At 60.9% G+C, this 25,230-nt stretch carries 28 protein-coding genes; 14 read left to right on the forward strand and 14 right to left on the reverse strand.

Annotated elements, in window-relative coordinates:
* Window positions 1-7 precede the first annotated feature (7 nt).
* The 4 genes from ABD837_RS03545 to ABD837_RS03560 all read right to left on the reverse strand — a co-directional run bounded on the left by ABD837_RS03545 (window position 8) and on the right by ABD837_RS03560 (window position 3,045).
* Window positions 8-406 (reverse strand): hypothetical protein, encoded by a 399-nt coding sequence (locus tag ABD837_RS03545; RefSeq protein ID WP_345050349.1) that lies wholly within the window; start codon window positions 404-406, stop codon window positions 8-10.
* Window positions 372-2,000, reverse strand: coding sequence for a DUF4153 domain-containing protein (locus ABD837_RS03550; protein ID WP_345050351.1), 1,629 nt, complete (start codon window positions 1,998-2,000; stop codon window positions 372-374). Before ABD837_RS03550 ends, ABD837_RS03545 begins: the two co-directional genes overlap by 35 nt.
* A 71-nt stretch (window positions 2,001-2,071) precedes the next feature.
* Window positions 2,072-2,365, reverse strand: coding sequence for a winged helix-turn-helix domain-containing protein (locus ABD837_RS03555; protein ID WP_345050354.1), 294 nt, complete (start codon window positions 2,363-2,365; stop codon window positions 2,072-2,074).
* A 14-nt stretch (window positions 2,366-2,379) separates the two neighbouring features.
* Window positions 2,380-3,045: a hypothetical protein gene (locus ABD837_RS03560; RefSeq protein WP_345050356.1), complete on the reverse strand. Its 666-nt coding sequence runs from the start codon at window positions 3,043-3,045 to the stop codon at window positions 2,380-2,382.
* 73 nt (window positions 3,046-3,118) lie between these two features.
* On the opposite strand from ABD837_RS03560, the gene ABD837_RS03565 reads away from it, so the two are divergent.
* A complete protein-coding gene (locus ABD837_RS03565; protein WP_345050358.1) occupies window positions 3,119-3,604 on the forward strand; it encodes a hypothetical protein in 486 nt (161 codons plus the stop codon).
* A gap of 255 nt (window positions 3,605-3,859) precedes the next feature.
* Here the strand turns inward: ABD837_RS03565 and ABD837_RS03570 are convergent, their stop codons facing one another.
* Complete coding sequence (locus ABD837_RS03570) at window positions 3,860-4,012, reverse strand: hypothetical protein (RefSeq protein ID WP_345050361.1); 153 nt, start codon at window positions 4,010-4,012, stop codon at window positions 3,860-3,862.
* 239 nt (window positions 4,013-4,251) lie between these two features.
* Here ABD837_RS03570 and ABD837_RS03575 point away from each other — a divergent pair, with 239 nt between their 5' ends.
* The 4 genes from ABD837_RS03575 to ABD837_RS03590 all read left to right on the forward strand — a co-directional run bounded on the left by ABD837_RS03575 (window position 4,252) and on the right by ABD837_RS03590 (window position 7,400).
* Entirely contained in the window at window positions 4,252-4,743 is a 492-nt protein-coding gene (locus ABD837_RS03575) for a hypothetical protein (protein ID WP_345050364.1), read from the forward strand.
* Window positions 4,744-4,888: 145 nt separating this feature from the next.
* Window positions 4,889-5,722 (forward strand): class I SAM-dependent methyltransferase, encoded by an 834-nt coding sequence (locus ABD837_RS03580; RefSeq protein WP_345050366.1) that lies wholly within the window; start codon window positions 4,889-4,891, stop codon window positions 5,720-5,722.
* A 78-nt stretch (window positions 5,723-5,800) separates the two neighbouring features.
* Complete coding sequence (locus tag ABD837_RS03585) at window positions 5,801-6,676, forward strand: UbiA family prenyltransferase (protein WP_345050369.1); 876 nt, start codon at window positions 5,801-5,803, stop codon at window positions 6,674-6,676.
* A 91-nt stretch (window positions 6,677-6,767) separates the two neighbouring features.
* Window positions 6,768-7,400: a hypothetical protein gene (locus tag ABD837_RS03590; RefSeq protein WP_345050371.1), complete on the forward strand. Its 633-nt coding sequence runs from the start codon at window positions 6,768-6,770 to the stop codon at window positions 7,398-7,400.
* A 95-nt stretch (window positions 7,401-7,495) separates the two neighbouring features.
* Here ABD837_RS03590 and ABD837_RS03595 read toward each other — a convergent pair whose 3' ends face one another.
* The gene (locus tag ABD837_RS03595) at window positions 7,496-8,158 is read right to left on the reverse strand and encodes a DsbA family protein (protein ID WP_345050374.1); all 663 of its coding nucleotides are present in this window, start codon (window positions 8,156-8,158) and stop codon (window positions 7,496-7,498) included.
* Window positions 8,159-8,693: 535 nt separating this feature from the next.
* Window positions 8,694-11,009 (reverse strand): transcription termination factor Rho, encoded by a 2,316-nt coding sequence (gene rho, locus ABD837_RS03600; protein ID WP_345050376.1) that lies wholly within the window; start codon window positions 11,007-11,009, stop codon window positions 8,694-8,696.
* A gap of 446 nt (window positions 11,010-11,455) precedes the next feature.
* Between rho and serS the strand changes: the two genes are divergently transcribed.
* Complete coding sequence (gene serS, locus ABD837_RS03605; RefSeq protein ID WP_345050379.1) at window positions 11,456-12,730, forward strand: serine--tRNA ligase; 1,275 nt, start codon at window positions 11,456-11,458, stop codon at window positions 12,728-12,730.
* A gap of 130 nt (window positions 12,731-12,860) precedes the next feature.
* Here serS and ABD837_RS03610 read toward each other — a convergent pair whose 3' ends face one another.
* From ABD837_RS03610 to ABD837_RS03625, 4 genes are all read right to left on the reverse strand, one after another.
* A complete protein-coding gene (locus ABD837_RS03610; RefSeq protein ID WP_345050381.1) occupies window positions 12,861-13,268 on the reverse strand; it encodes a hypothetical protein in 408 nt (135 codons plus the stop codon).
* A gap of 2 nt (window positions 13,269-13,270) precedes the next feature.
* Entirely contained in the window at window positions 13,271-13,543 is a 273-nt protein-coding gene (locus ABD837_RS03615) for a UBP-type zinc finger domain-containing protein (protein WP_345050383.1), read from the reverse strand.
* Window positions 13,544-13,736: 193 nt separating this feature from the next.
* Entirely contained in the window at window positions 13,737-14,741 is a 1,005-nt protein-coding gene (locus tag ABD837_RS03620) for a glycosyltransferase family 9 protein (RefSeq protein WP_345050385.1), read from the reverse strand.
* A gap of 1 nt (window position 14,742) precedes the next feature.
* A complete protein-coding gene (locus ABD837_RS03625) occupies window positions 14,743-16,491 on the reverse strand; it encodes a DNA polymerase/3'-5' exonuclease PolX (protein WP_345050387.1) in 1,749 nt (582 codons plus the stop codon).
* A 173-nt stretch (window positions 16,492-16,664) separates the two neighbouring features.
* Here ABD837_RS03625 and ABD837_RS03630 point away from each other — a divergent pair, with 173 nt between their 5' ends.
* From ABD837_RS03630 to ABD837_RS03655, 6 genes are all read left to right on the forward strand, one after another.
* Window positions 16,665-17,072, forward strand: coding sequence for a hypothetical protein (locus tag ABD837_RS03630; protein WP_345050390.1), 408 nt, complete (start codon window positions 16,665-16,667; stop codon window positions 17,070-17,072).
* 214 nt (window positions 17,073-17,286) lie between these two features.
* Window positions 17,287-17,952, forward strand: coding sequence for a thioredoxin family protein (locus ABD837_RS03635; RefSeq protein ID WP_345050392.1), 666 nt, complete (start codon window positions 17,287-17,289; stop codon window positions 17,950-17,952).
* A 217-nt stretch (window positions 17,953-18,169) separates the two neighbouring features.
* On the forward strand, window positions 18,170-18,379 hold the full coding sequence (locus ABD837_RS03640) for a hypothetical protein (protein ID WP_345050394.1): 210 nt from the start codon (window positions 18,170-18,172) through the stop codon (window positions 18,377-18,379).
* 322 nt (window positions 18,380-18,701) lie between these two features.
* Window positions 18,702-19,112 (forward strand): EVE domain-containing protein, encoded by a 411-nt coding sequence (locus ABD837_RS03645; RefSeq protein ID WP_345050396.1) that lies wholly within the window; start codon window positions 18,702-18,704, stop codon window positions 19,110-19,112.
* 102 nt (window positions 19,113-19,214) lie between these two features.
* Window positions 19,215-20,870, forward strand: a complete 1,656-nt coding sequence (locus tag ABD837_RS03650) for a hypothetical protein (RefSeq protein ID WP_345050398.1) — start codon at window positions 19,215-19,217, stop codon at window positions 20,868-20,870.
* Window positions 20,871-20,981: 111 nt separating this feature from the next.
* Window positions 20,982-21,536 (forward strand): DUF4252 domain-containing protein, encoded by a 555-nt coding sequence (locus ABD837_RS03655; RefSeq protein WP_345050401.1) that lies wholly within the window; start codon window positions 20,982-20,984, stop codon window positions 21,534-21,536.
* Window positions 21,537-21,685: 149 nt separating this feature from the next.
* On the opposite strand, the gene ABD837_RS03660 is transcribed toward ABD837_RS03655, so the two are convergent.
* Window positions 21,686-22,975: an aminopeptidase P N-terminal domain-containing protein gene (locus ABD837_RS03660; protein ID WP_345050403.1), complete on the reverse strand. Its 1,290-nt coding sequence runs from the start codon at window positions 22,973-22,975 to the stop codon at window positions 21,686-21,688.
* 115 nt (window positions 22,976-23,090) lie between these two features.
* Window positions 23,091-23,558, reverse strand: a complete 468-nt coding sequence (locus ABD837_RS03665; protein ID WP_345050405.1) for a hypothetical protein — start codon at window positions 23,556-23,558, stop codon at window positions 23,091-23,093.
* 193 nt (window positions 23,559-23,751) lie between these two features.
* Between ABD837_RS03665 and ABD837_RS03670 the strand changes: the two genes are divergently transcribed.
* Window positions 23,752-24,078, forward strand: a complete 327-nt coding sequence (locus tag ABD837_RS03670; protein ID WP_345050407.1) for a hypothetical protein — start codon at window positions 23,752-23,754, stop codon at window positions 24,076-24,078.
* 195 nt (window positions 24,079-24,273) lie between these two features.
* The gene (locus tag ABD837_RS03675) at window positions 24,274-24,648 is read left to right on the forward strand and encodes a hypothetical protein (RefSeq protein WP_345050409.1); all 375 of its coding nucleotides are present in this window, start codon (window positions 24,274-24,276) and stop codon (window positions 24,646-24,648) included.
* Window positions 24,649-24,728: 80 nt separating this feature from the next.
* On the opposite strand, the gene trxA is transcribed toward ABD837_RS03675, so the two are convergent.
* Window positions 24,729-25,058: a thioredoxin gene (gene trxA / locus ABD837_RS03680; RefSeq protein WP_092677057.1), complete on the reverse strand. Its 330-nt coding sequence runs from the start codon at window positions 25,056-25,058 to the stop codon at window positions 24,729-24,731.
* Window positions 25,059-25,230 lie beyond the last annotated feature (172 nt).

Genomic DNA, 25,230 nt, shown 5'->3' on the forward strand with positions numbered 1-25,230 from the left:
GCAACTCTCACGTGTACCACATGACATGGGGAGTGTTATCAAAAGCCGTAGCTGCCCATATCAGCAAAATGATGGAGCAGGCCACCTGGAACAGAAGTATCACCCCGCACCATAAAAAGCCCAGCACCTGGACCCATAAGCGACCGCCCTCGGAAGAAAGCCAGAAAACGCTAATCCCGCGCCACCAAATCAGCAGGTTGCCTAACAAGCAACCGCAGAAGGTTAGAAACTCTGAGAAATCCGTTTCCGTGGCGAAGAGAGTTCTCATCAGGCTGATAAAGGCCAGCCAGCTGACAATACAGGCGACTGTCCAGCAAAAACTGGCGATAAATTGCCGGGCCGGCGTTAGCGGCATTTCGATGGAGAAGGGATTATTCACGACCGCCCAGCTGTTGCGCTGCTTCATAATCGGCCCAGGTGAAGCCCTGCCAGTGGCTGTACTCGGCATAGTTGGCGCGGGCGGCCACCACGGCCAGGTCGAGGCGGCGCTGGGCTTCGGGCGCGTCGATGACGGAGGGTATGCCGTATTCGGCATTCACGGTGAGTTGGGTGGTGTGGTTGAGGACCCCGCGACGGGCCAGCAGTGTGGGCAGGGTGCGGTCGGGCATGTCGAGCAGGAAGCCGATGTCGACGCTGCGGAAGCGCGGCTGCAGGTTGTATTCCGTCATCCAGACTTCCCAGTTGCCAGCGGCCAGCAGCAGCAGTACCGCATACACGGCCAGCGAATTCAGCCGCACGAGGCTGTAGGCCGAGCGTTGCTGCCAGATTTTACCGAGCACGGTAGCTAGCCCAAAAAACACCAGCAGCAGGAAAAAACACACCCCGATGCGCTTGTAGGCCACGCCGCAGTTCAGGATGTAGTAGTAGTTGCGCAGGCCCACCGACACGGCCAGCACCGCGTTTTGCAGCACCCACACGGTAGCTCCCCAGCGCAGCGCCCGCAGCCCCGGCGCGTAGAAGTTGAGGTTGCGCCGGAAGTACCAGAGCACAATGCCCATGGCTAGCAGAATACTGAAGATGAGCACGTAAGTCCCTTCGTGCACGAACTGCGCCAGGTCGAACCCGCGTGCCGGCGCGAACCCAAACCACAGCCAACGCACGTCGATGGCATTCACCACCAGCAGCAGCGCGTTTACCAGCCCAAACACGGCAACGGCCACCAGGTACTCCTTGCGCAAGTCGAGCGCCTTAGTCGTTTTCGGGCGGAAGTCGGGCCGGCGCACGGCAAACGAGGCCACCCGGTCGCGCTGCCGCCGCACAAACTCACCGAAGTGCGACTCCTGGTCGGCAAAGAAGTAGACTGGCACTGCCACTACCGCAGCCGCCGTCACGGCAAACCCCAGCAGCAAAAACAGCAGGTGGCCCAGCGAAATATCGGGCAGCAGGCGCACCAGCCACTCCCCCAGCACGGCCAGCACCCGGCTGCTTAGCCGTGCATACACCGGGTTTGCGACGGCAAACAGCAGGTGAAACGCGCCCAGAATGCCTAGTGGCACCAGCAGCAACCGGCCGTAAAACCAGCTGCGCCGCACGCCAGCGCCAGCGGGCCGGGGCGCTCGAACGCCACGCAGCACCCGCAGCCAGGCTTCGGCCGCGCTGCCCAGGCCGGTCAGGGCCGCGAAGAGCAGCAGCTTCAGCGATGGCTGGTTGGCGTAGCCCAGCAGCAACACCACCGATACTCCGCAGGCCAGCGCCGCCACCGCCGAGCCGTACATGGCCATGAATACGCCGCTTAGCAAGCTGCCAAACGCCATCAGCCAGAAGTAGCCCGAGCGCCGGGCAGCCGCGTGCCGCGGCAGTTGCATCAGTTGCGCGACCACCACAAAGACATTAAACACAAGCATGTTGACGCCGCCCCGCTCGCGCCAGAACAGCCAATCGAATAAAACGACGCCCAGCGGCAGTAGCAGCTTTTGGGCGGCGGTGAGCGGGGGGCGAGCGGTGGTAGCGGCGGTAGTCGGGAGCGACCACTCACCCGCAGGTTGCAAGGATGGATTCATTGTTAAAGAACTTTGTGTTTCAAAGTGTAAAGGCAAAAAAAAGAGCGCAGCTAGGCCCTTGTTTCTAAAAACTACGGCCGCAGCAATTTCTCCAAGGTGGCGAGGTGCTGCTGAAACGCCGTTTTGCCGGCAGCGGTGGCGGTGTAGGTGGTGTTGGGCTTTTTGCCCACAAATTGCTTGCTCACGAGCACGTATTCGGCCTTTTCGAGGGCAGCTACGTGGCTGGCCAGGTTGCCGTCGGTAAGGTCGAGGGCTTCCTTCAGGTCGTTGAAACTCACCGACTCGTTGGCCATGAGCACGGCCATGACGCCGAGGCGCACACGGTGGTCGAAGGCTTTGTTGAGGGTGTGGATGAGGTGCTTCACGCAGATACCGGGGGTTAGGCCGCCGAGGTGCCGGCCGCGCCCGGCCGCTCGTAGCGGTTGTACATCAGCAGGCCGTAGCCGATGTGGCCCAGGCCAAAGCCGAGCGCAAAGTAAATCAAGCCCCAGCCGGGTTGCAGCATGGCCAGCAGCCCCAGCCCAATTTGGGTAAGGCCGAGCCAGCGAATTTCGTCCAGCGTGTACTTGCTGGCGTTGAGCAGCGCCAAGCCGTAGAAGAGCAGCAGGCCGGGCACCACCATGGCAGCATCGCCGCCCAGGTACAAACGCAGGCAAAACAGGCCACCTGCCACCAGCGGTACTGCCAATGCCACTGCCAGGCGGCGGGCCGGAGCGCTCCACAGCGTCTGGCCGCTGCGGTGGGTGCGCCGCCGCGTGAAATAAAAGGCCACCAGGAGCGCGGCCCCAATCATGCCGCCGGCCAGCAGCAGCAGCGCTGGCAGGGCCGCCTGTCGCTCAACCGGCGAAGCGCTCAGCAGACGCAGGTAACCATCCGGAAACTCGCTTTGGAGATAGAAGTGGCCAGCCGCCGCGCCCAGTAGCGCTACGACGCCTGCTCCTACCCCACTCAGGCCCGAGAGAGACAGAAAGCGCGAGCTGCGCTCCATGATAGCGCGGATTTCGGAGAGTTGAGCAAGCGGGTCGGGCGTAGCGGCGGGCTTCATAAGTATCGAAGTGCTTTGTGATGCAAAGTTGAAGAAAAGATTTGATACTTTTGCCTCACACTTCTTTTTTCTTTTGAAAATGAGCGCCTCGACGAATACCAGCACTTGGGGACAGGCCTGCCGACTGCGGTTTTGGACGAATGTGGCCGGCTTTATCGGGGTCTTTGTGTCTTTGAAGCTGCAAGTGGCACTTGACCACAATAACAATTCGTCGGACTCTGAAATGGGGCTAATCGCGGGGCTCGTGGGGCTGATTGCGGCAGGAGCCTCGCTTGTTGTAATACCGCTGGCATACGGGGCGTTCCAGCGTCTGCTATGCATTGCGAACTATTGGCTCCGGGTGCTGGCTACTGCGGCCGTCGTCACGGGTTTCTTCCTACTCATTGTGTTTATTGCTGGCAAGAGTGTTGTGAATGAGGACTTTTCGCTAACCGGCATCGTATTGCTAGGCGGCTGGGCTTATTGGCTGGCTGCGCTGGGAGCAGCGGCGCTGGTGTACAAGCAAGGGCTTTTTCGAACCGATAATTCCGGCGATGACATTGCGGAACCCACAGCATGAAACCCAATGTATCATTCAGCCTATGGCAGCAGTCTTTGCTACTCGGCTGCACCTGCTACGCAGTGGCCAATGGCTTGGTGCACAAAAGCGACTGGTGCTACCTGGCGGCTTCAGCGGCGGTAGCGGCAGCCCTCTCCTGGTTGCTGCGCCCGTTGCAATGGTGGCTGGTGAGCCGGCCACCGCGGTGGTTGCGGGAACGACCATTGCTGTGGGCGCTGGGCTGCACGTTGGCAGTATTTGGTTTGGGAGTTTTGTTTACTTGGCCGCTACGCTCGTGGCCTGGTCCGAACGGGCTGTGGCCGTGGGGCGCCGGTGCCCTGCTGGCAACGGCACTAGGCCATTGGCGCACAAGCAGCGCATCAGCAATTCCCGAAAGTGGAACAGCGGCCCGCCTACGGGTTGAGCCATCGAAAGCGGCGCAGTTGTAAAACTGATAATCAATAGTTTAAGGCAGTAACACCGGCAGCTTGAGGCGAGCTATTCCGGAAATTTTATTTCCCAAAAATATACTTGCCATTCACACAATCCACTCATTATCAGTATGCCGTAGCTAAATCAACTCTCCAAAAGGATAAGCCGGAAACGCGTTGCAGCTGCTTCCGCTACATCACCGGGATGGAAGCCAACTCCCCCTAACGCTTTGCCATATGCCTACTTCTGCTCAATTGTCGAACCACCCTACGGCTACCTCCCGAACGTTTCTTGTTTGGCTGCTCAGCAACTTAGGCGGCACTACTTGGCTGTTAATTGATTTTTGCCGCTACTCGCCCGAAGACTTTGCCATTCCGCTGGTGGTGGGCCTGATGGCGGCGTTGGTGTCGCTGGCTACGGTGCCGCTGGCTATACCGGTTTTTGCACTGGCGCAGCGGCGATGCACCAACTGGCGCTGCCGGCTGCTGGTACTGGCAGCAGTGCTGCTGATTTTTGCGCTGGGCAATTCTGCGCTGCTGCAACTGTTGCCCATTGGGCCGGCCAGTAGCCTGCTGCGCTTTTCGTGGCCCTACCTGGGCACAGCGTTGGCGGCAGCGCTGTGGGTATATCGGCCCCGCCCCGTTCGGCAGCAAGCGGCGGCGCCGCTGTTGCTCCGGTGGCAACCGCGGGCGGCGCGGTGGCCCCTGCTGCCCCACCAAGGCGCATAAACGCAGCGAAAGCCTGAGAGCCTATCCTAAACCACGAGGTGATTGAGCGTCACAGCCGGAAATTGGCTTGCCTGTGCAGTTTTTTTACACGGGTTGCGTTCGCCAAAGTTGGCACTGGCAGCAGTTTCTGCGTACAAATGGGCCTATGCGCCTACGCCTGCGGTTGTTCGAGTTTGAGGATTTGTCGTGGTTTCCGGACGTGATACGGGCCGGGATGATGGATTACCTGCATTTCATGATTTCGGCCCTGGGCACCTATCGGCCCATTGTCCCGCTGCTGGCCGAGGGATTGCGCCGCAGCGGCCAGTCGCACCTGCTGGAGTTGGGCGCGGGTGCCGGGGGCGGCACCGAAACCTTGCTGAAGACGCTGCACGCCCAGGGCCAGCCCGGGGTCACGACTACCTTTACCGACCTATATCCGCAACCCGCCGCCTGGGCTGCTGCTGCCCAGCGCACCCACGGCGTCATCAGCTTCGAACCCCGGCCGGTGGATGCGCTGGCCGTACCGGCCCATCTGGTGGGCTTCCGCACCATCTTTTCGGCCTTCCATCACTTCCCCCCCACCGCTGCCACCGCGCTGCTGCGCGATGCCGTGCGCGGCAACACCGGCATTGGCGTGTTTGAGGGCGCGGGCAAGCACTGGCTCGAGCTACTGCTGGCCGTTACGGTGCTGCCGGTGGCGCAACTGTTGCTCACGCCGTTTTTTCGGCCATTCAGGTTCAGCCGACTGGTGTTCACCTATTTGATTCCGCTTATCCCGCTCTGCACCATTTGGGATGGCGTGGTGTCGGTGCTGCGCATGTACTCGCCCGCCGAATTACTGGCCCTGGCCCACGCCGCCGACCCGGAAGGGGCCTTTGTGTGGCAAGCCGGCCGCAAGCGTCACTGGTGGGGCCCGCAGGTAACGTACTTAGTAGGTTGGCCTGCTGGCAACGACCAGTTGGCAGTGGGCAGCGCTTCATACCGCAAAAGCTTGTAGTACCTATTGCCACTTTTGCTCAACTTTGCAGCCGGTGGCGGCTTGGTTTCGGTTTCACGCGTACTTGTTCATTGCTCCTTGCTCATTGCCAATTATAAAAAGGCGCTGCCGCTGCTGCGTATCCCATTTTCGGTGTACCTCATGCCCGTGTTCTGGTTTGGGCTGAGTGCGCTGCGCGGGCCGTGGAGCGGGGGCCGGGCCGTAGGCGTGTTCGTGGTGCTGCACCTGCTGGCCTACCCGGCTTCCAACGGCTACAACTCCTACTACGACAAGGACGAAGGCAGCATTGGGGGCCTGAAAGCACCGCCCAAAGTCACGCCCGAGCTCCTGCATCTGGTGTGGCTGTTCGATGCGCTGGCCGTCGCGGGCGCGGCCTTGCTCGGGTGGCCATTTGCCGCGCTGGTTGTGGTGTACCTACTGGTGTCGAAGGCGTACAGCTACGAAGGCATTCGGCTGAAAAAATACCCGCTCCTGAGCACGCTGGTGGTGGTGGTGTTCCAGGGCGCATTCACGCTGTTAATGACGCAGGTGGGCGTGGGGGCCACTTCAACCCAGCTTTTCGAGAAAACCAACCTGCTGCTGGCGCTGGTGAGCACGTTGTTTTTGTGCGGCTCTTATCCGCTCACGCAGGTGTATCAGCACGAAGAAGATGCGCGGCGCGGCGACCGTACCCTGAGCCTGCGGCTGGGCATTCGGGGCACCTTCATTTTTGCGGCCATCGGGCTGTTGGCCGGAGCGGGCGCGCTGGGCCTGGCTTACTGGCTGCGCCAGGAAATTCGCCCGCTGCTGATTTTTCTGGTGGCCACTGGGCCCGTTGTGGCATTGTTCAGCCGCTGGGCCTGGGCGGTGTGGCACGATGAGGCCGCTGCCGACTTCGAGCACACCATGCGCATGAACCAGGTGTCGTCGCTGTGCCTGAGCGCGGCCTTTATCGCCATGCTGCTGTGGCGGTAACATCACTTGCACCCATCTTCTGAACAATCGAACCGATGCTCAGGCACGTATTCAGTCGTTGTATACTGGTTGAATTTTAACTTCTGCGCTCATGAAAGTGTTCTGGATTGTTCTCCTGCCCCTGCTGGCGGCCTGCAACTCCACTCCTTCGGCCGTAAATGAAGGCACGGTATCGCGAGCGGCCGACCGCCAGGGGCCCGGTACCGCCCAGGCCCTGCCCGCACCCGACACCGCCCGCGCCAAAGCCGTTTCGGCCCTGCACGACACGCTGCGGCAGGTGCGCGAGCGTCACAATTTCAGTCATTCGGCCGGCCCGCCCGACTTGTTTCGGCTGGTATTCCGTGGTCCGTCCATTCTGGAAGGTACCGGCGAGCTCACCATTACCGACCCCACCGGCCAAGTCATCTTCCGCGAAATCCTAACCGAACCTGACCTTGAAGCGTCCTTGGTTTATGAGATGAAAGCCCCCAGCGCCACGCGCTCTGACCGCGAAACATTCGTACTCCGGCGCATCGACCGCTTTTTCCTGCCTTCACAGTTCCATACCCCGGCTGTAATGACTACAATGCCCTTCCGTAGTGGCATTGAAAACATGAACCGCACAATTTGGAGCGACCTGCAGAAGCGCCCCGATGCCATTGGCTTCGAGTACCTCAAGGGCAAGGAAGACCGCCGCGTCATCGCTTGGTCGCCGCTAAAAAAACAAACCGTACGTGTGCGGTAGGTGTAGCACGGTAGCACGGAGCCCTTGCTCCGTTTTTTACACTTAAAACGCGGAAGTATAAACGCCTGAATGTGGAATCAAGTCCACAAGCCACGCTACATCGTTTCGCGCAACAGCTGCTCCAGCCCGGCACGCAGCTGCTCGTAGGGCTGGTAGCCGCGGGCCAGCACGTAGCCCTGCTCCCCCACCCGTACCACGGCCGTAGGGAAGCCCTGCACGCCAATGCGTGCCACCGCCGCAAATTCCTGCCGGGCCGCCTGTGCCGTTTCGGGCGCAACCCAGCGGCGCGCAAACTCGGCGACATCCACGCCAAAAGACTCCAGCAAGACGTTGTAGGTACACACTTCATTCAGGTCGTGGCCGTCGCGAAATAGCGCCTGCTGCACCGCGTGCGCGAAGGCCACGGTGCGGGCGGGGTCCTGCGTTATTTGGCGAAAAGCCACGATGGCCCGGCTCGGCGGCTCCGAATCGTAGCGGTAAGTGCCAGCGTCGCCCAATGCCCGGAAGCCCTCCCCGAACTGCACGCCCGTCACAGCTTCCACTTCATCGAGCGACTGGCGGAGGTAGTCCCAGGTTTCGGAAATGGGGCCAGCATCGTCGCCCACCACCATGCCGCCGCACAAAACCGATACTTCGAGGCGACCCGCAAAGGCCGCCTGCAATTCGGTAATGGCCGGACTAGCACCGTAGCACCAGCCGCACAGGGGGTCGTGGAGGTAGAGGAGCTCGGGCAGAGCGGCAGACAAGTCGGGAGTCATCAGCGGAGAAATTTAAGCCCAAAAGTAGCCTCTGTTGCGTTGCCCACCCCTTTGCAATAAAAAGCCGCTGTTTTTTATCAGGCCCGTGAATTAATTTGATATGGCGTGGGTTTGCCCTGTGACTGCTAATTACTATCTATAGACAATTCTTAGAGTTACCCTTATTTAGTTTTGCTATTGTTATTTTAGTAAAAGCCCACTGATTCACGTCAGTGGGCTTTTTTATATCCTCTTAGTACGAGGCATTCGGCACTGAAAAACAAAACATTTTTTATATCGGCTTCATCCACCAGGGATGGATTTTAACCGGCGCACAGGCTCCCCGTTGGCCGCTAACGCCGTTGCCGGTACTCACCTAGCATAGCCAGGCGCTATCTTACTGCTGCTACGGAAAGTTACTGCCTTGCCCACTCCACTCCCAGTGGAGTTCCCCAAACCCACCGCGACCGGGCGGCTTTGTAGCATCCACCGCTTCGCATACAAAAAGGCCCGCCGCATTGCTGCAACGGGCCTTCTTGTAGTCAAACTATCGGTATTAGCCGTTCATGGCCAGCAGGAATTCTTCGTTGTCCTTGGTGCCTTTGATGCGGTCCTTCAGGAATTCCATGGCTTCGGTGGCGCTCATGTCGTTCATGAAGCGGCGCAGTACCCACACGCGGTTCAGCTCGTCCTTGCTCATCAGCAGGTCTTCGCGGCGGGTGCCGGAAGCCGGGATGTCGATGGCCGGGAACACGCGCTTGTTGGCCAGCTTGCGGTCGAGCTGCAATTCCATGTTGCCGGTGCCCTTGAATTCCTCAAAAATCACCTCGTCCATTTTGGAGCCGGTTTCGATGAGGGCCGTGGCGACAATGGTGAGTGAACCGCCGCCTTCCACGTTGCGCGCCGCGCCGAAGAAGCGCTTGGGCTTTTGCAGCGCGCCCGCGTCGATACCACCCGAGAGGATGCGCGACGAGCTGGGCTGCACGGTGTTATAGGCCCGGGCCAGGCGGGTGATGGAGTCGAGCAGAATCACCACGTCGTGGCCGCACTCCACGAGGCGGCGTGCCTTGTCGAGGGCCATTTCGGCAATTTTCACGTGGCGGTCGGCCGTTTCGTCGAAGGTCGAGCTGAGCACTTCAGCCTTCACGGTGCGGGCCATGTCCGTTACTTCCTCGGGGCGCTCGTCGATGAGCAGCACCATGAGGTAGACTTCGGGGTGGTTTTCGGCAATGGCGTTGGCGATTTCCTGCAGCAGCACCGTTTTACCGGTTTTGGGCTGGGCCACAATCAGGCCACGCTGGCCCTTGCCAATTGGCGCAAACAAATCGAGCACGCGGGTGCTGATTTGCGTGGATTTAGTCGTGAGCTTCAGGCGATGGTCGGCAAACAGCGGCGTGAGGTGGCTGAACGGCACCCGGTCGCGGACTTCCTCCACGGTGCGGCCGTTCATGCTGTCCACGCCCACCAGGGCGAAGTATTTCTCGCCCTCGCGCGGCGGCCGGATGGTGGCGACCACCGTGTCGCCGGGCTTCATGGCGAACTGCTTCACCTGCTGCGGCGACACATATACGTCGTCGGGCGAGCTTAGGTAGTTATAGTAGGGCGAGCGCAGGAAGCCATAGCCGCCATCGGGCATCAGCTCGAACGTGCCGCCGCCGGGCACCACCAAATCCAGTTCCTGGCGCTGCGGGCGCGGTGGCTGCTGGTTCTGATTCTGGCCCTGCGGCTGGCCTTGGTTCTGATTTTGGTTCTGGCCCTGGTCGGTGCGGGGCGAGCCGTCGGGGTTCTGGCGGCGCTGCTGGCGCTGTAGCTCGCGCTGGGCGTAGCGCTCCTCGCGGGTCAGGTTCTGGTTGTTGCCTTCGCCACGCGGCTGGTCGTTGCGGGGCTGGCCCTGGTTCTGATTCTGGCCTTGCCCTTGGTTCTGGGCCGACTGGTCCGGCCGGGGCTGGTCTTGCTGGCGGGGCTGGTCGTTGCGATTTTCGCGGGGCTGCTGGTCCTGGCGCGGGGCGCGGGGCTGGTTGTCGCTGCGGTTGTCGCGCACGTCGCGGTTGTCCCGCTCGAAACGGTCGGCGCGGTTCTCGCGGCGGTCGGCAAAGCCATTGCCACCATCGCGACGATTACCAAAACCGCCTTCGCGGCCATCGGTGCCGGTTTCAGGCGTAGTAGGGTTGGCAGCGGCGGCCGCTTCGGCAGCAGCTTTTTCGGCTGCCATCTCGGCAGCGCGCTGCTCGGTAATGGGGCGGCCGGCGCGGTCCACTCGCTCGCGGCGGGGGCGGTCGGCGCGGGCGGCATTATTGTTAGTTTCCGCAGCACGGTCGTCTGGGGCAGTGCTGGCTTCAGCAACTGGCGCGTCAGATGTTTCAGCAGGGGCCGGGGCCGAAAGAGCCGCAGGGGCTTCCGTTTCTGGAGCATCAGCCAGGGCAGCACCGGTGGCATGCGAGGCCGGGACTAGCGCCAGGCCCTCGATGGAGTCCAAAATCTCGGTGGTTGGGGCCTCAGCAACTGGAGCGGGGGCCGCCAGCGTGGCCGAAGCAGCGGCCGCCGCACCGCGTAAGGCACGTGCTGATGAGGCTTTCGCTGCGGGTGGCGCAACATCGGAGAAGGGTTGCTCGGCAGTGCTGGGAGCCGGGCGGCGGGGAGCATTGCGGGCCGGCCGCGCAGCAGGAGCAGCTTTGGCAGCAGCTGCCGGGGCTGAAGCGGCGGGCGCAGCAGGAGCCTCTTCGGCGGCACCGGGGTTCAGGGCCTGCTGGTCGAGGATTTTGTATATCAAATCCTGCTTGCTGAGGCGTTTGAAGTTGCCAACGTTCAGTTGCTCGGCAATTTCTTTGAGGTCGGACAGCAGCCGGTCCTTCAACTCGTTAATGGTGTGCATAAAGGGAATAAGGGGAGAACATCGGCGGGGAGCTCGGGGGCTGGCGGCCCGGAATGCCCCGTAAAGGGCACGTAATGGCCAGCTAAGGCGCGGCGGCAGCGCCGCAGGAACAGGACATTCGCGGGGTCCGGACGAACTACGGAGTAGCGGCGCGCGGCGCGAGATGAATAGGCAGGAAGATGAGGTGCAGGACGGGCCGCTGGAAAATCAGCAAAAAGGCGGGCCGAAGACGAGCCCGGTGGCTCGCTGACCCGACCACGGCGGCCGGTTGCTCCCGCAATGTTAGCGCATTACGGGCAAACGGCCAAATCGATAGCCTTTCTGTCCAGCCCTCTACACGCAAGCCACGAAAATAAGTTTCGTCCCCTTGCACATTGCGGCTGGCCAGGGCAGTGGCAGGGTCGGGTTTTCCTTGCGACCTTTGCCCCGTTACCCAATCGCCTCCCATGCTGCAACTTTCCGTTCTCCGCGACCAGACCGACTTCGTACTGGCCGGCCTCGCCAAAAAGCGCTACGCTACCGGCCCCGCCGACGTAGCCGCCATTCTCGACCTCGACCAGCGCCGCCGCCAGCTCCAGACCAGCCACGACTCGGCCCAGGCCGAAGCCAACAAACTCGCCCAGCAAATCGGCGGCCTGATGAAAGCCGGCGACAAAGCCGGGGCCGAAACCCTCAAGGCCCGCACCGCCGAACTCAAGCTGCACACGCAATCGGCGGCCGCCGAGCTGGCCCAGGTGGAGAAAGAACAACAGCAGCTTCTTTATAAACTGCCCAACCTGCCCCATGCCAGCGTGCCCGAAGGCCGCGCCGCCGCCGACAACGAAATTGTGCGCGAGCACGGCGCCAAGCCCGAGCTGGGCCCCGATGCGGTGCCGCATTGGGACCTGATTAAGAAGCACGACATCATCGACTTCGAGCTAGGGGTGAAAATCACCGGCGCGGGCTTTCCGGTGTACAAGGGCCAGGGAGCACGTTTGCAGCGCGCGCTCATAAACTTTTTTCTCGATGAAGCCCGGGCTGCCGGCTACACCGAGATGCAGCCGCCCATTCTGGTTAACGAAACCAGCGGCTACGGCACTGGCAACCTGCCCGACAAGGAAGGCCAGATGTACCACGACGCCAAGGACGACCTCTACCTCATCCCCACGGCCGAGGTGCCGCTGACCAACATCTACCGCGACGAGATTATTCCGGTCGAGAAGTTGCCCATTCGCATTGCCGGCCACACGCCCTGCTTCCGCCGCGAGGCCGGTTCGTGGGGTGCCGACGTGCGCGGCCTCAACCGCCTGCACCAGTTCGACAAGGTGGAAATCGTGCAGATTATCCAGCCGGAGCACAGCTACGCCGCTCTTGATACGATGGTGGCCCACATCGAAGGGCTGTTGCAAAAGCTCGAGCTTCCCTACCGGGTGTTGCGCCTCTGCGGCGGCGACATGGGCTTCACCAGCGCCCTCACCTTCGACCTCGAAGTGTGGAGTGCCGCCCAGGGCCGCTGGCTGGAAGTAAGCTCCGCTTCGAACTTTGAAACCTACCAAGCCAACCGCCTCAAGTGCCGATATAAGGCCGACGGGGGCAAAACCCAACTGCTCCACACGCTCAACGGCTCGGCGCTGGCGCTGCCGCGCATCGTCGCGGCCCTTTTGGAGAACAACCAGACCAGCGAGGGCATCAAGCTGCCGGCGGTGCTGCACAGCTACTGCGGGTTTGGGGTGATTAAATAGGTCTGCCATTGCCAGTAAAGCGGCGTGTCAGCCTGCAACGAACGAAATTCGGCACAGCTAATCATCTCTCAGCTAATATCGTTGAGGCATGAAAAGTCCCGCCTCTGGAATAGAGTCGGGGCTTTTTATTTCATCCACTCCTGAACAGCTCCGGCCAGCGCTGTAACAATGGCAGCGAGTCAGGCGTGACATCCTCTTTGCCAAAGCCACAGGCCACGCAAAACCTGGCTTTCGGGGTACGTAGCGGCTTGTGGCATTGCGGGCAAGGCGGGCCGTACTGGTCAACTACGTGGTGCCACACGGCGTTTGGGTTTGTTTCAACCAAGCCTGTGAGCAAACGGTACATTTCCAGCACGGGCTGGTGATGGCGGTCAATCAAGCCATCTAATTGCATGGGATTGAGCACACGCCCTCTTTGCCGGGCTTCGCTTTCGACCACAACCATCCCTTTCATTAGAGCCTGATGTACCAAGGCAAACTCGTCGGCTTCCAACATGGGCATTTCTTGCCGGCAGCGCCAGCACCAGAGCATTTTCATAGCTAATAATCCGCCATTTCCTCGTCCACATAGCACCAGAGCCACTGCTCGCCGGGCTCGGCTGAGGAAACGACCGGGTGCTGGCTGGCGCGAAAATGTTTGGTGGCGTGCTTGTTGGGTGAAGAGTCGCAGCAGCCGACGTGGCCACACTGCTGGCACACACGCAGGTGCACCCAGGTATCGCCCAAGCCCAGGCATTCGGGGCAAGCATATTCGGGGGCAGTTTTGAGCTTGGTGAGGGCCGTTAGGTGCTGGCAGGGTTCGGTCTCGGCCATGGTAAAGACAGTTTTGGTGGAAGGCAATGGATGCAAGGGGGCTGCCCGGCCTGAAATGTAGCGTACTAAGTTGGCAATCTTGAGGCGAATAGCTGGTCTGGCGCTGCGGGACGCACCCTAATTTAGGCTCGAAGCCTTGAGGAACAATGCCCGGCTGCTTACTAATGCTGAAGTTGCTACCCGGCCGCCTGAGCTACTCCGCGGTGGCTACTGGCTGCCAATCCAGCGCCAGTACCTGCTCGCGCATGCACTTAAAATGTCCCTGAGGGCATTTGGCGAAGCCAATTTTTGAGCAGGGCCGGCAACTCAGGCCGGGCACTTCCAACACCTTGAAATCGGTGCGGTACGGATACATCCCAAATTCGGGCACCGTGTTGCCCCAGACGCTGAAAATATCCTTGCCGAAAGCCGCCGCAATGTGCATCAGCCCCGTGTCGTGGCTCACCACAAAAGCAGCCTGCCGCAGCAACGAAGCCGACTGATGCAGTGAAAATTGCCCGCAGCCGTTGGCAATGGGCGAATGGGCGAATGGATGAGTGAGTGAATGCTGCTTGACGGCGGCCATCACCTCTTCGGCCACGGCTGCATCTTCGGGGCCGCCGAGCAGCATGAGGGGGCGGGGGGCAAGCTGCCGGCACAGCTCCACCAGTTTCTCCAGCGGCAAGCGCTTGGTGGCGTGCTGTGCGCCAATGGCCACGGCAGCATAGCCGCTGGCAAATGGTGCGGGCAGCGTAGCCAAGTCTATTTCCTGGCTTTGCGGAATGAAATAGTCGAGGCCCTTGCCGTCGTCTTTAATCCCCAGGGCCGCGCCCGCGGCCAGGTAACGCTGCACGATGTGGACATCCGGCAGGTGGTTGATTTTAAAGTTTACCAACAGCCATTTCTGCCAGTTCAGCTTGTCGAAGCTGCTTGATTTCACGCCCAGTTGCAGCTTGATGAGCCGGGTGCGTAGGTTGTTGTGCAGGTCGACGATGTAGTCGAACTTCTCGGCTTTCAGTGCCAGCACCAGCTCGCGCAGACTGCTGCTGAGCGTGTGCACTTTGGCCACGTACGGGTTGGCTTCGAGCAGGCCGCGGTAACCGGGCTTGGTGGCAAAATGCACTTCCGCCCCCGGCACCTGCTGCGCCAGCGCCCGCACCACCGGGGTGGTAAGCACAATGTCGCCAATGGATGAAAAGCGGAGAACGAGAACTTTCACGCTACTCAAACAACGACTGCTTGTACTCAAGCGGCGGTGTGATGTTGGCTTTACGCGCTTCGAAATACGCTGCTACTTCCTCCACCGACTTGGCGTTAAACGTCATCTCCTTGGTGAGGTGCCCTTTGCGGCCCATCAGTACGCCGTAGCGCATGTCTTCGTAGCCGTTGGTGTGGTGGGCGTCGGGGTTGATGCTGAGCTGCACGCCCTGGTCGAGGGCGTAGCGCACCCAGCGCCAGTCGAGGTCGAGGCGCCAGGGGTTGGCATTGATTTCGATGATGACGTTGTGCTGGGCGCAGGCGTCAATCACGGCTTTGTAGTTGATGGGGTAGCCCTGGCGGCGCAGCAGCAGGCGGCCGGTGGGGTGGCCCAGCATGGTGGTGTATGGGTTTTCGATGGCCCGCAGCAGGCGGTTAGTGGCTTTGGCTTCGTCCATTTTCAGGTTGGAGTGCACCGAGGCCACAATGAAGTCGAAGCTGGCCAGCACCTCGCTGGAGTAGTCGAGCGAGCCGTCGCCGAGGATGTCGCTTTCAATGCCTTTGAAGATGCGGAAGGGGGCCAGCTCGGCGTTCAGCTGGTCGATTTCCTGGTGCTGCTGGCGGATGCGCTCTACGCCCAGGCCGTTGGCGTAGTGAGCGGCCTGGCTGTGGTCGCACAGGCCCAGGTACTCGTAGCCGTGGTCGCGCAGCCAGGTGGCCATTTCGCGGATGCTGTGGTTGCCGTCGGAGTAGGTGCTGTGGTTGTGCAGCGAGCCGCGCAGGTCGTCGTCTTCGAGCAGATGGGGCAGCTTTTTCTCGGCGGCAAGGGCAATTTCGCCCAGCCCTTCGCGCAGCTCGGGTACAATGAATTGCAGGCCGGCTTTCTCGTAGAGGGCTTCTTCCTGCTGGAATTTCTCGCGCCGCGCCCATTGGCGCAAGGTGGAATTGGCAATTGGTGAACTGGGAAGCAGCTCGCTCAGATGTGCCTCAGCCGCCGAATGCAGGAAAACCTCGGTGGTAAAATCTTCCGGCTGCACCAGCAGCACTTCTACTTGCGTGCCCGACTCGCTGGCGGTACCGCGCCAGGCAAACGGGCCCGAGCGCCGCGGGTCGGGCATGAGGCCGGCCGTGGCGTTCAGCAGCTCGTGCGCCTTTGCCGGCTTGTCGGTAGCAGCTACCAGGCACACGAATTCGATGGTTTCGAGGCGGCGGCGTACTTCGCCGGCCACGGCCACCTGTTCGGTTTTCAGGCCGTCGCGCAGCAGTTGGGTCAGCTCGTCGCCCAGTTTTTCGGCCTGCGGATAGAGCAGCTTGCCCTTGCTTTGCCCAGCAAACTCCAGCGCCTCCAGAATGCTATCCTGGGTTTTCTTGCCGAAGCCTTTGAGCTTGCTTACCTGGTCGGTTTCGGCGGCTTCACGCAATTGCTCAATGGTTTCGAGGCCCAGTTCGCGCCACAGGCTGCGTATTTTTTTCGGACCAATGCCCTTGATTCCCAGCATTTCGACCACGCCGGGCGGCGTTGTCTCGAGCAGGCGCTGCAAATCCGAGAACGTGCCGGTGTCGAGCAGCTCGGCTACTTTGGCAGCGGCGGTTTTGCTTAGGCCGGTGCGGTCGGGCAGGCCGGCCCGCTCCACCTCTGCCACCGGAAAGCCCAGGGCATCAAGGGCGGTGGCCGTGCCTTCCATGGCGCGGATTTTGAACGGGTTTTCGTCGTGCAGCTCCATCAGCTGGGCAGCCAGCTTGAAGGCGCGGGTCAGGGCGCGGTTATCCACAGGGCAAGGGTTGTTTAAGAGGCGCGAAGGTAGCTTGTGCGAGGGTTTACGTGGTTCCCGAGCATTTGGCGAGGGTACCAGCGTGCCGCATCAAGCAATACGTCGTACACCCCAGCACGAGGTACACCGCCTTACCTCGTCCGTACCTTGCCGTTCCACCGGTTCTTTTCTCCATGCGCATACCCAACTTCTTCGCTTACCTGCTGCCGCTGGCCCTGCTGGGCGCCTGCCAGAAGCACAAGCCGGCCGTCGTAACCTCCTCCCCTACCTCTATGAAGCAGCTCGAAGGCACCTGGCTGGCCTCGCACGAAGAAACCCACGGCGACACGCTGGTGTACCGGCCCAATACGTACACGTTTCCGCCAGCCCGGGGCCGTACCGGCTTCGCCCTGAAAGCCTACGGGCGCTTCGAGCAGTTCGACATTGCGCCCACCGATGGCTTGGCCGGCCGGCCCGGCACCTGGACACCGGATGGCAAATCCCGCCTGCGCATTCACCTCACCGATGGCCAGTCGCCCGACTACACCCTGGAAATCCTGTCCCTCCATAAACAAGTGCTCAAGTTGCGGCAGCTGCCGTAGCAATGTGCTCGCCTGTCCCAAAGCAGAAATGGGAGGTGCAGCACGGTGGTTTACCGGCCCTGGGCTGCTATTCACGGGGCCTGTATGATGTGGCCGGACTTTTGGTAACCTGAAAGGTGAAACGGCCGCCCGGCATTGTTGACCTGTACCGGGCGCACCGGTATTTACCGTCGTACCGCAGCTGGTCTGCGGCCATTCACCCTATCAGTTTGCCATGAAAATTATTCCCGTTTTCGTCTCTGCTCGCATCCTGGCCTTGTGGCTGGTGCTGCTGGGTGCCGGCCCCGCATTGGCTCAAAAAACGACCATCAAGGCCAAAAACGATAAAGTCAAAACCAAAACCGCCAGCGCAACCGGGGCAGTGGCGAAGAGCAAAGCGACAGCAGCGCCTAGCCCAACAGCCGCACCACAGCCCACCTCGCCCGTTACTTCCGCGCCCCAGGTAGTTGTAGCAACTATTCCAACGCCCGCGCCTGCTACAACCGAAATGCCAGTTGGCTGGCTGGCCGACCTTGACGCGGCAAAGGCTGCCGCCAAAGCCGCCAACCGGCCCATTCTGGCTGTTTTCTCGGGCTTCGACTGGTGTCAGCCCTGCATGGTGTACGAGCAGGAAGTTTTTGCCAAGCCCGAGTTTATGGCCTACGCGAAGGACAAGCTGGTGCTGGCGCACTTCGATTTTCCACGGTTGAAGAAAAACCAGCCCACCGCCGCTCAGTTGAAATTGAACGAAGCGGCGGCGGCCCAGCTCAACCGCGAGGGCGACTTCCCACTGGCGGTTGTTGTCTCACCGGAGGGCAAGGTGCTGGCCAAAACCGGCTACATCGCCGGCGGCCCAGCAGCATTTGAGGCTTATCTGAAAAAGGTGGTACCCACGCTGTAAAGGGGCTTCAGGGCATTTGTTATTGCATTTCCAAAACACCAGCGCGGGCCAACCGCAGCAAAGCTGGCGGCGGGTGCAAGTAGTTCCCTGGCACTAGCTCGACTCCTTGGCGGGCCATTCTTTCCGCTACTGGCTTGTAGTGCTCCGGCCCTGGTCCAGAACGGCACCACGAAAAACCCAACCACCTCGAGGGGCACGCCCCTGACCATCGACGCCGGTGAGCCGTGCGGCCGATGAAACCACCATCAACATTAGTGGCGGCAACTGCCAGCAAACCAACAACCACGGCGAGGTAGAAGGCGGCCGCGGCGTATTCACAGAGCACGACTACTTCTCGGGCCGCCGACTATTTCGCGCCATTCGCCCAGCACTCCGTAGCCCGTGCATGATGTACTTCCGACTATACCCCGTCGGCTTTTACGGCTAATAAAAAAGGCCTGGGCCTGCGCCACTCGTCGGCGTACGGCATCCGCCGGCTCCACGTGCCGGGCAAAAACGCCCAGGGCCTGAAGTCGCTGGATTTGCGCTATGCCCATTACCAGCAATTTGGCTCAACGACTTAAGCCGGCGGCGACCGGGCCAACTTGGTAGCCAACATCATCAGCTTCGATTAGGGCTTCGCGCCGTAAGCCTCACCTGGATTTTCTTTTCTTTGCGGTATGCAAACCAACGGCCGGCCGGCATCATGCCTGTGCCGGCCGTTGCTATGTTTGCCCATCCCCTCATTTTCTTCTTTACCCATTAGCTTCTTGAAACACTGGCTCGTTAAATCGGAACCCGAAGCTTACTCCTGGACCACTTTTGTGCAGGAAGACGGCACTGCCTGGACCGGCGTGCGCAACTACCAGGCCCGCAACAACCTCAACCTGATGCAGCCCGGCGACCTCGTGCTGTACTACCACAGCGTGAGCGAGAAAGCCGTAGTGGGCGTGGCCGAAGTAGCCGGCCTGGCCCACCCCGATGCCACCGCCGAAGCCGGCTCGCCGTGGGTGGCCGTGCCGCTGCGCCCGGTGCAGCCCCTGGCCCAACCCGTGCTGCTGGCCCAGCTGAAAGCCGACGCCCGCCTGGGCGAGCTGGCCCTTATTCGGCAGTCGCGGTTGTCGGTGCTGCCGGTGCGGCCCGAGGAGTTTGACGCCATTCTGGAGCTGGGCACAAAATAACCCACGGGAGGGCACGAAAACGACCAGCAGCGGTGTATCTTTAAACGAGCGTCCGCGTTAAAAACACATGGAATTCAGTTGCTCATTTTCACGGTTTTGGGTATGAAACACCGCTACTTTTCCCTGCTGCTGGCCTGCTGCGGAACCCTGGCGCTGCCACTGCGCGCCCCAGCCCAGCAAACGGCTCCACCGGCCAATGCACCCGTGCAAACGGCCCGCACCGAGTTGCCCCTGACCGACCGCGACAGCGAAGTGCACGTGCAGGCCCTGCCCGCCGACAGCACCGTAGTGCTGCTGGTGGGCCGCGAACACCCGCTGTCGAGCCGCACCGATTTCAGCTTCCAGCAGTACGGCCCCGACCTGCACCTGCGCCAGGAAACCCCGCTGAAAGTCGCCACCGAGTTCAGCTTCGTGCGAATGTGCGCCGAGGGCACCACCGTGTACGCCCTGTTTGCCTCGCGCCACACCACGGGTCGGCTTTTCGTAGCGGCTTATAACGGCCATCTGGGCCAGACGCGCAGCCAGCAGTTCGACACCAAGCTCAGCCGCGAAGTGGTGGAGCTCAAAGCCCTCGACGGCCGCCTGTTTGCCACCGTGGTGCTGCAGGACCAGCTGCACGTAACCGCCCTGCTGCTCGACGTGGCCACCGGCCAGATGCAATACCTGCCCTCGGTGTACGAGAACGTGCCCACCCAGCTCACCTTCGTGGCCGATGCCGCCACCCGCCGCGCCGAGTACGTGCTGAGCCAGACCAACGGCCGCAAAAGCCGCCTGCTACTCAAGCAGCTGACGGACAAGGGCCAGCTGGTGAGCTCCGAGTTTGTGCAGGCCGAGAGCGAGCGCAGCCTCATCACGGCCCAGGTAACGCCCCCACAAGACACCACCGCCCGCCTGCTGATGGGCACCTACTCGCTACGCGACCCCACCTATGCCCAGGGCCTTTTTGCCACCGACCTGAGCCGGCCGGCGCCGGGAGTGGTGGGTGCTGCGAAGGCTCCGCTGCGCTTCTACGACTTCCTGCATCTCAAGCACTTTTTTGATTACCTGAAGCCCACCAAGCAGGCGCGCCTGCGGCGGCGCGTGGAGCGGCGACTGGCGCGCTCGGTGTCGCCCATGCGCTGGCACTACCGCCTATTGCTGCACGAGTTGCTGCCGCAACGCGAAGGCGGCTACGTGCTCGTTGCTGAGGTATACCTGCCCCACTACCGCTATGGTAACTACGGCACCTACTACGGCAGCCCTTTCGGCACCTATGGCAATCAGTACAATTCATCGGGCTATGGGTATGGAGGGTCGGGGTCGGGGTATTCGCCCGGCGGCTACTCGCCCTATGGCAGCAACCGGGCCTTCGACGGCTACCAGACCACCCATGCGCTTGTGTGCGGCTTCGACCGCAAAGGCAACCTCATCTGGGACAACATTTTTGTAGTGGAGAACCTGCGCCGCACCGAGCTCGAAGAAGCCGTGCGCCTGCAGTCGCTGCCCGATGGGCGCCTGGTGCTGGCGTACCTCGACGAGAACAAGCTGCGCTACAAAGTGGTAAACCGCGGCGAAAGTGCCCCCAATGACCTGCACGTGCCCATCAGCACCGGTACGGGCCCCGCCGAGCAGAGCCTGGAGCGCGCCACCGATACCGACCAGTACGACCTGCTGCCCTGGTACGGCGGCCGCTTCGTGGCCCTGGGCTACCAGCACGTGCGCGTGAGCCGCGGCCCCGACCGGGAAGTGTTTTTTATGAACACAGTGGTATTTCAGTAAGCCCCAAAGCGGCCTAACAGCCAACTAGCGGAGGCGCGGCACCGTACCACCCATGGGCCAGCGCCGAACTTCCGGCGCTGCTTTTCCCGGCCCGGGCTGCACTTTTGCCGCATGATGACCAAATTCCGCTTCCCCGTTCTGTTCCTGCTTTTACTGTTGGTAGGTTGCCGCGCCGGCGGCCCGGGCACCCCAGCCCGTACCGTGGCCTCGTTCTTTTCCAAATACGATGGCCGCGAAGGCTTCAAAACCACCGAATGGTCAGCCGACCTGCTCCAGCGCCTGGCGTTGGTGAAGGCCGCCAAGCTGCTCGGCGGCTCCGACCTCACCAACGCCATTACCAGCATCCGGTCGGCCAAGGTCATCAGCTTCGCGCCTACCACCGCCACCGCCCGCGAGCTGGCCAACCAAGGCCTGCGTCAGGAAGCCGAGGGCATCCTCAAGGGAAACAAGTACGAGCCCCTCTCGGTGGGCGGCGCGGGCGGCAGCGATTACCAAGTGTCGGTGCGCGCATCCGGCGACAAAGTATCCGAATTTGCCGCTCTTGGCAAGCTGCCCGACGCGGCCGACTCGTTTGTGCTCGTGGCCGTGGATGGTAGCTTTACCCGCGGCCAGGTGCAGGCCCTGGCCAAGTACTTGCCGCAACTCGTACAGGCCACCAGCAAGTAGGACGCAGCCTTTGCTGCGTCATAAGAAAACGTAGCCCGTAGCTTTTGCTACGGCCCAGGCCGCTCAAGCGGAAGCTCAGGGCCGTAGCAAAAGCTACGGGCTACGTATTTTCTGCCTTGTTCGCTCAGCAACGCAGCAAAGGCTGCGTGCTACTTGGCCATCAGCGCTTCTATATCGTCGGCTTTGAGTGGAATATCTGCCATCAAATCCTCGTTTCCTGTGGCCGTGAGCAGAATGTCATTTTCTAGACGGATGCCCAGCCCCTCTTCGGGAATGTAAATACCCGGCTCCACGGTGTACACCATGCCGGCCTCGAAGGTGCGGTACTTGTAGCCCACGTCGTGCACATCGAGCCCCAGGTAGTGGCTGGTGCCGTGCATGAAATACTTCTTGTAAAGCGGCGCGGCGGGGTCCTGGTTTTTCACATCGGCAGCATTCAGCAGGTCGAGTTTGATGAGCTGCTGCTCCATCGCCTCGCCTACCTGGCGGTGATATTCCTCAATTTCGGTACCCGGCACAAGGCGGGTTTTGGCGAAGTCCATCACGGCCAGTACCGCGTCGTACACCTGCCGCTGGCGCGGCGTGAATTTGCCATTCACCGGAATTGAGCGCGAGAGGTCGGCCGCGTAGTTGGCGTACTCGGCGCCAAAATCGAGCAGAATCACGTCGCCGTCCTGGCACTGGTTGTCGTTGGTGGTGTAGTGCAGTACATTGGCGTTTTTGCCGCTGGCCACAATGCTGCCATAAGCCGGCCCGCGGCTGCGGTTGCGCATGAACTCGTGCACGATTTCGGCCTCAATCTCGAACTCCCACACGCCCGGCTTCACAAAGCCCAGCACCCGCCGAAAGGCCTTACCCGTGATGTCACAGGCCTGGCGCATCACCCGGATTTCTTCGGCGCTCTTGATGGCGCGCAGCTGGTGCAACAGGCGGGCAGCGCGGCGGTAGGTGTGCAGCGGGTATTGGGCCTGCAGCTTTTTAATGAAGCGGGCGTCGCGCGTTTCTACTTCCACCACGGCCCGAATGTGCTCGTTCGAGTTCAGGTACACGTTTTCGGCCTCGTTCATCAGCGCGGGCAACACGGTGTTGAAGCTTTCGAGCCACATAATGGTCGGAATGCCGGAGTTTTGGCGGGCTTCGTCCTTGGTCAGCTTGTAGCCTTCCCAGATGAGAATATGCTCCGAGGTTTCCTTCAAAAACAGGATTTCGCGGTGCTGAGGCAGGCGCGCATCCGGAAAAATCACGAGGATGCTTTCCTCCTGGTCCACCCCGCTCAGGTAGAACAGGTCGTTGTTCTGCCGAAAGGCCAAGGTGCCGTCGGCATTGGTCGGCATCACGTCGTTGGCCTGGAAAATGGCCAGCGAAGCCGGCGGCAGCAGCTCGCGGAAGCGGCGGCGGTTTTCTACAAAAAGCTCGGGAGCAAGGGGAGCGTAGCGCATGGGCAAAAGCTTGGTTGGGTTGGGTGCCGCAAGTTAGGCAACCGATGGCGGCAGGCAGCAAAAAGCCCTTGCTCCGAATGAAGCAAGGGCTTTTATGGCAAGTTGTTGCCGCAAACTACATTTTAGTCTTGGTGGTTTTTACCGACGTTTTGTTGTTTTTGTAACGCATGTCGGGCGTGCCATCGGCTTTCACCGGGCCGGTGGTGGTTTTGGTCATTTTGTTCTCCTTGTAGCGCATGTCACGCGTGCCGTCGGCCTTCATCTTGGTGCTGGTCGAAGTCGACGAGGACGAGGTTTTGGTGTTGCCCGAAGGCGTCGTCATGGTGCTCGATTTGGTCATCGTGCCCGCGCCCTTGGTCGTGGTGCTCGATTTGCTCATGCCGGCCGGGTTGGTCATCGTGCTCGACTTGGTGGTCGTGCGCGTGGCCGGCGTCTGGGCCGTGGTGGTCATTTTGGTTGTTTTCGATGAGCTGGTGCTCATCGTGCCGGCCGGGGCCGGGGTCTGGACCGGGGCCGTGGTCTGAGCCTGGGCGGCCCCGCCGAGCAGGCTGAGGGAAACGAGAAATCCGAGGATGCGCTTCATAAGGAAAAAGGGTGATGGGGGTGAGTGAATGTGGCCGTGTACGCCGCTTCGAGCGCTGCGGTTGGATAGCAATGTAGCTATTTTTTGCAGCGCAAGCCTCGACGGTAGAGCGGGCATTCTGGCAGGTGATTAAACCACCGCAGCCCAGCGCCCTCCAACCGGCATCATCCATTTCACTTCCCCCTTTCCTCCCATGAAAAAGACTTTGTTTTCCGCCCTCACTGCCCTGGCCTTGCTCGGTGCATCCTATTCGGCCTCGGCCCAGACGGCCACTCCGGTCATCGCAGCCCGCCAGCACAACCAGCAAACCCGCATTCGCCAAGGCGTGAAATCTGGCGCGCTTACCCGCGCCGAGGCCACACGCCTCAAAAGCCGCGAAGCCGACATCCGCCAGGATAAAGCTGCTGCTAAGGCCGACGGCGTGGTGACGCGCGACGAGCGGCAGGACATCCGCAAGGACGAGCACCAGACCAGCCGCGCCATCTACCGTCAGAAGCACGACGCTCAGGTACGCCATTAATAAGCAGCAGTGTATAGCCCAATAAAGAACAAAATTGTCATCTCCGCATCTACCAAGATGCGGAGATTTTTTTATCTATTTTTTGATATAGTAGAAATAGTTATTACTTTAGTACCGAAAAAAACGGAAAGGTTTTGTTCACCCACTTGGCTTTCCCGCATTGCTGAATCCCTCACTATTCTTCTCTTGCGAGTTATGAAAGCTCTCTACGTTCTGTTTGCCGCCGCCAGCCTCGCGCTGGTTGCCCCCAGCGCCCGTGCCACCACTCCCGGCACCGACGACCCCACCGAAACCGCCCGCAAAGCCACTGCCCGCGAAAAAGTTGCCGCCGCCGCCAAAGCTGCAAAGGCCGCCAAAGCCGTCAAGAAGTCTTCGGCCTACCGCTTCTACAAGTTCAAAGCGGGCCTGAACCACAGCATGCTGGTGCTGCTGGGCCTCGAAGACAGCAAAGCCATTACCTCACCGGCCAAGCGCGACCGCCAACTGCACATCCACCAGAAACACCTCAAAACCAAAGCCAAGCTGGAAGCTAAAGCCCGTCGCCGGCGCACCACGCACCTGTTCGGCTAACTTTTTTTGGTGGGTTGTTTATAGAAAAAGCCCCTTGCCGGAACCGGCAAGGGGCTTTTTCTATGCATTGGCAGCAACGGCTAGGCCGTTACCTGCGCTTCAAGTTTCTGAGCGAGCACGTGCTTGGGCACAGCACCTACTTGTTTGTCAACGATTTGACCATTTTTAAAGACCAGCAGCGTTGGAATGCTACGGATACCAAACTTCATCGAGGTCTGGGGGTTGGCATCCACGTCAACTTTGCCCACGATGACTTTGCCTTCGTATTCGCCGGCCAGTTCTTCCACCACAGGGCCTACCATGCGGCAGGGGCCGCACCATTCGGCCCAGAAATCGACCAGTACAGGCTTATCGCCGCTGATGATTTCGTCAAAGTTGGCGTCGGTTATTTCAATTGCTTTGTGTCCCATTTCGATTTGGGTTGGGGTTAGGAATTAGTCTGGCGTATACGGCCATCGGGGTCGCAAGGTAGCAGATTGGATGGTAAAACAGGGCGGCGGGCGGAAAGTTCAGTAGAGTCATCCTTGCCAGACGAAGGGGCCCATTCCCTATCTGAACGCTATGCCCGGCATGCCGGCCCCT

It is taken from the genome of Hymenobacter glaciei (genome assembly GCF_039539585.1).
GTDB lineage: Bacteria > Bacteroidota > Bacteroidia > Cytophagales > Hymenobacteraceae > Hymenobacter > Hymenobacter glaciei.

Bases quoted from the DNA above. Each gene is read 5' to 3' on its own strand.
- ABD837_RS03660 (WP_345050403.1), bottom strand. From the start codon at position 22,975: ATGCGCTACGCTCCCCTTGCTCCCGAGCTTTTTGTAGAAAACCGCCGC.
- ABD837_RS03560 (WP_345050356.1), bottom strand. From the start codon at position 3,045: ATGAAGCCCGCCGCTACGCCCGACCCGCTTGCTCAACTCTCCGAAATC.
- ABD837_RS03655 (WP_345050401.1), top strand. From the start codon at position 20,982: ATGATGACCAAATTCCGCTTCCCCGTTCTGTTCCTGCTTTTACTGTTG.
- ABD837_RS03615 (WP_345050383.1), bottom strand. From the start codon at position 13,543: ATGGCCGAGACCGAACCCTGCCAGCACCTAACGGCCCTCACCAAGCTC.
- ABD837_RS03575 (WP_345050364.1), top strand. From the start codon at position 4,252: ATGCCTACTTCTGCTCAATTGTCGAACCACCCTACGGCTACCTCCCGA.
- ABD837_RS03630 (WP_345050390.1), top strand. From the start codon at position 16,665: ATGCGCATACCCAACTTCTTCGCTTACCTGCTGCCGCTGGCCCTGCTG.
- ABD837_RS03550 (WP_345050351.1), bottom strand. From the start codon at position 2,000: ATGAATCCATCCTTGCAACCTGCGGGTGAGTGGTCGCTCCCGACTACC.
- ABD837_RS03570 (WP_345050361.1), bottom strand. From the start codon at position 4,012: ATGGCTCAACCCGTAGGCGGGCCGCTGTTCCACTTTCGGGAATTGCTG.
- ABD837_RS03670 (WP_345050407.1), top strand. From the start codon at position 23,752: ATGAAAAAGACTTTGTTTTCCGCCCTCACTGCCCTGGCCTTGCTCGGT.
- ABD837_RS03675 (WP_345050409.1), top strand. From the start codon at position 24,274: ATGAAAGCTCTCTACGTTCTGTTTGCCGCCGCCAGCCTCGCGCTGGTT.
- ABD837_RS03635 (WP_345050392.1), top strand. From the start codon at position 17,287: ATGAAAATTATTCCCGTTTTCGTCTCTGCTCGCATCCTGGCCTTGTGG.
- rho (WP_345050376.1), bottom strand. From the start codon at position 11,009: ATGCACACCATTAACGAGTTGAAGGACCGGCTGCTGTCCGACCTCAAA.
- ABD837_RS03610 (WP_345050381.1), bottom strand. From the start codon at position 13,268: ATGAAAATGCTCTGGTGCTGGCGCTGCCGGCAAGAAATGCCCATGTTG.
- ABD837_RS03580 (WP_345050366.1), top strand. From the start codon at position 4,889: ATGCGCCTACGCCTGCGGTTGTTCGAGTTTGAGGATTTGTCGTGGTTT.
- ABD837_RS03595 (WP_345050374.1), bottom strand. From the start codon at position 8,158: ATGACTCCCGACTTGTCTGCCGCTCTGCCCGAGCTCCTCTACCTCCAC.
- ABD837_RS03545 (WP_345050349.1), bottom strand. From the start codon at position 406: ATGAAGCAGCGCAACAGCTGGGCGGTCGTGAATAATCCCTTCTCCATC.
- ABD837_RS03650 (WP_345050398.1), top strand. From the start codon at position 19,215: ATGAAACACCGCTACTTTTCCCTGCTGCTGGCCTGCTGCGGAACCCTG.
- ABD837_RS03665 (WP_345050405.1), bottom strand. From the start codon at position 23,558: ATGAAGCGCATCCTCGGATTTCTCGTTTCCCTCAGCCTGCTCGGCGGG.
- serS (WP_345050379.1), top strand. From the start codon at position 11,456: ATGCTGCAACTTTCCGTTCTCCGCGACCAGACCGACTTCGTACTGGCC.
- ABD837_RS03590 (WP_345050371.1), top strand. From the start codon at position 6,768: ATGAAAGTGTTCTGGATTGTTCTCCTGCCCCTGCTGGCGGCCTGCAAC.
- trxA (WP_092677057.1), bottom strand. From the start codon at position 25,058: ATGGGACACAAAGCAATTGAAATAACCGACGCCAACTTTGACGAAATC.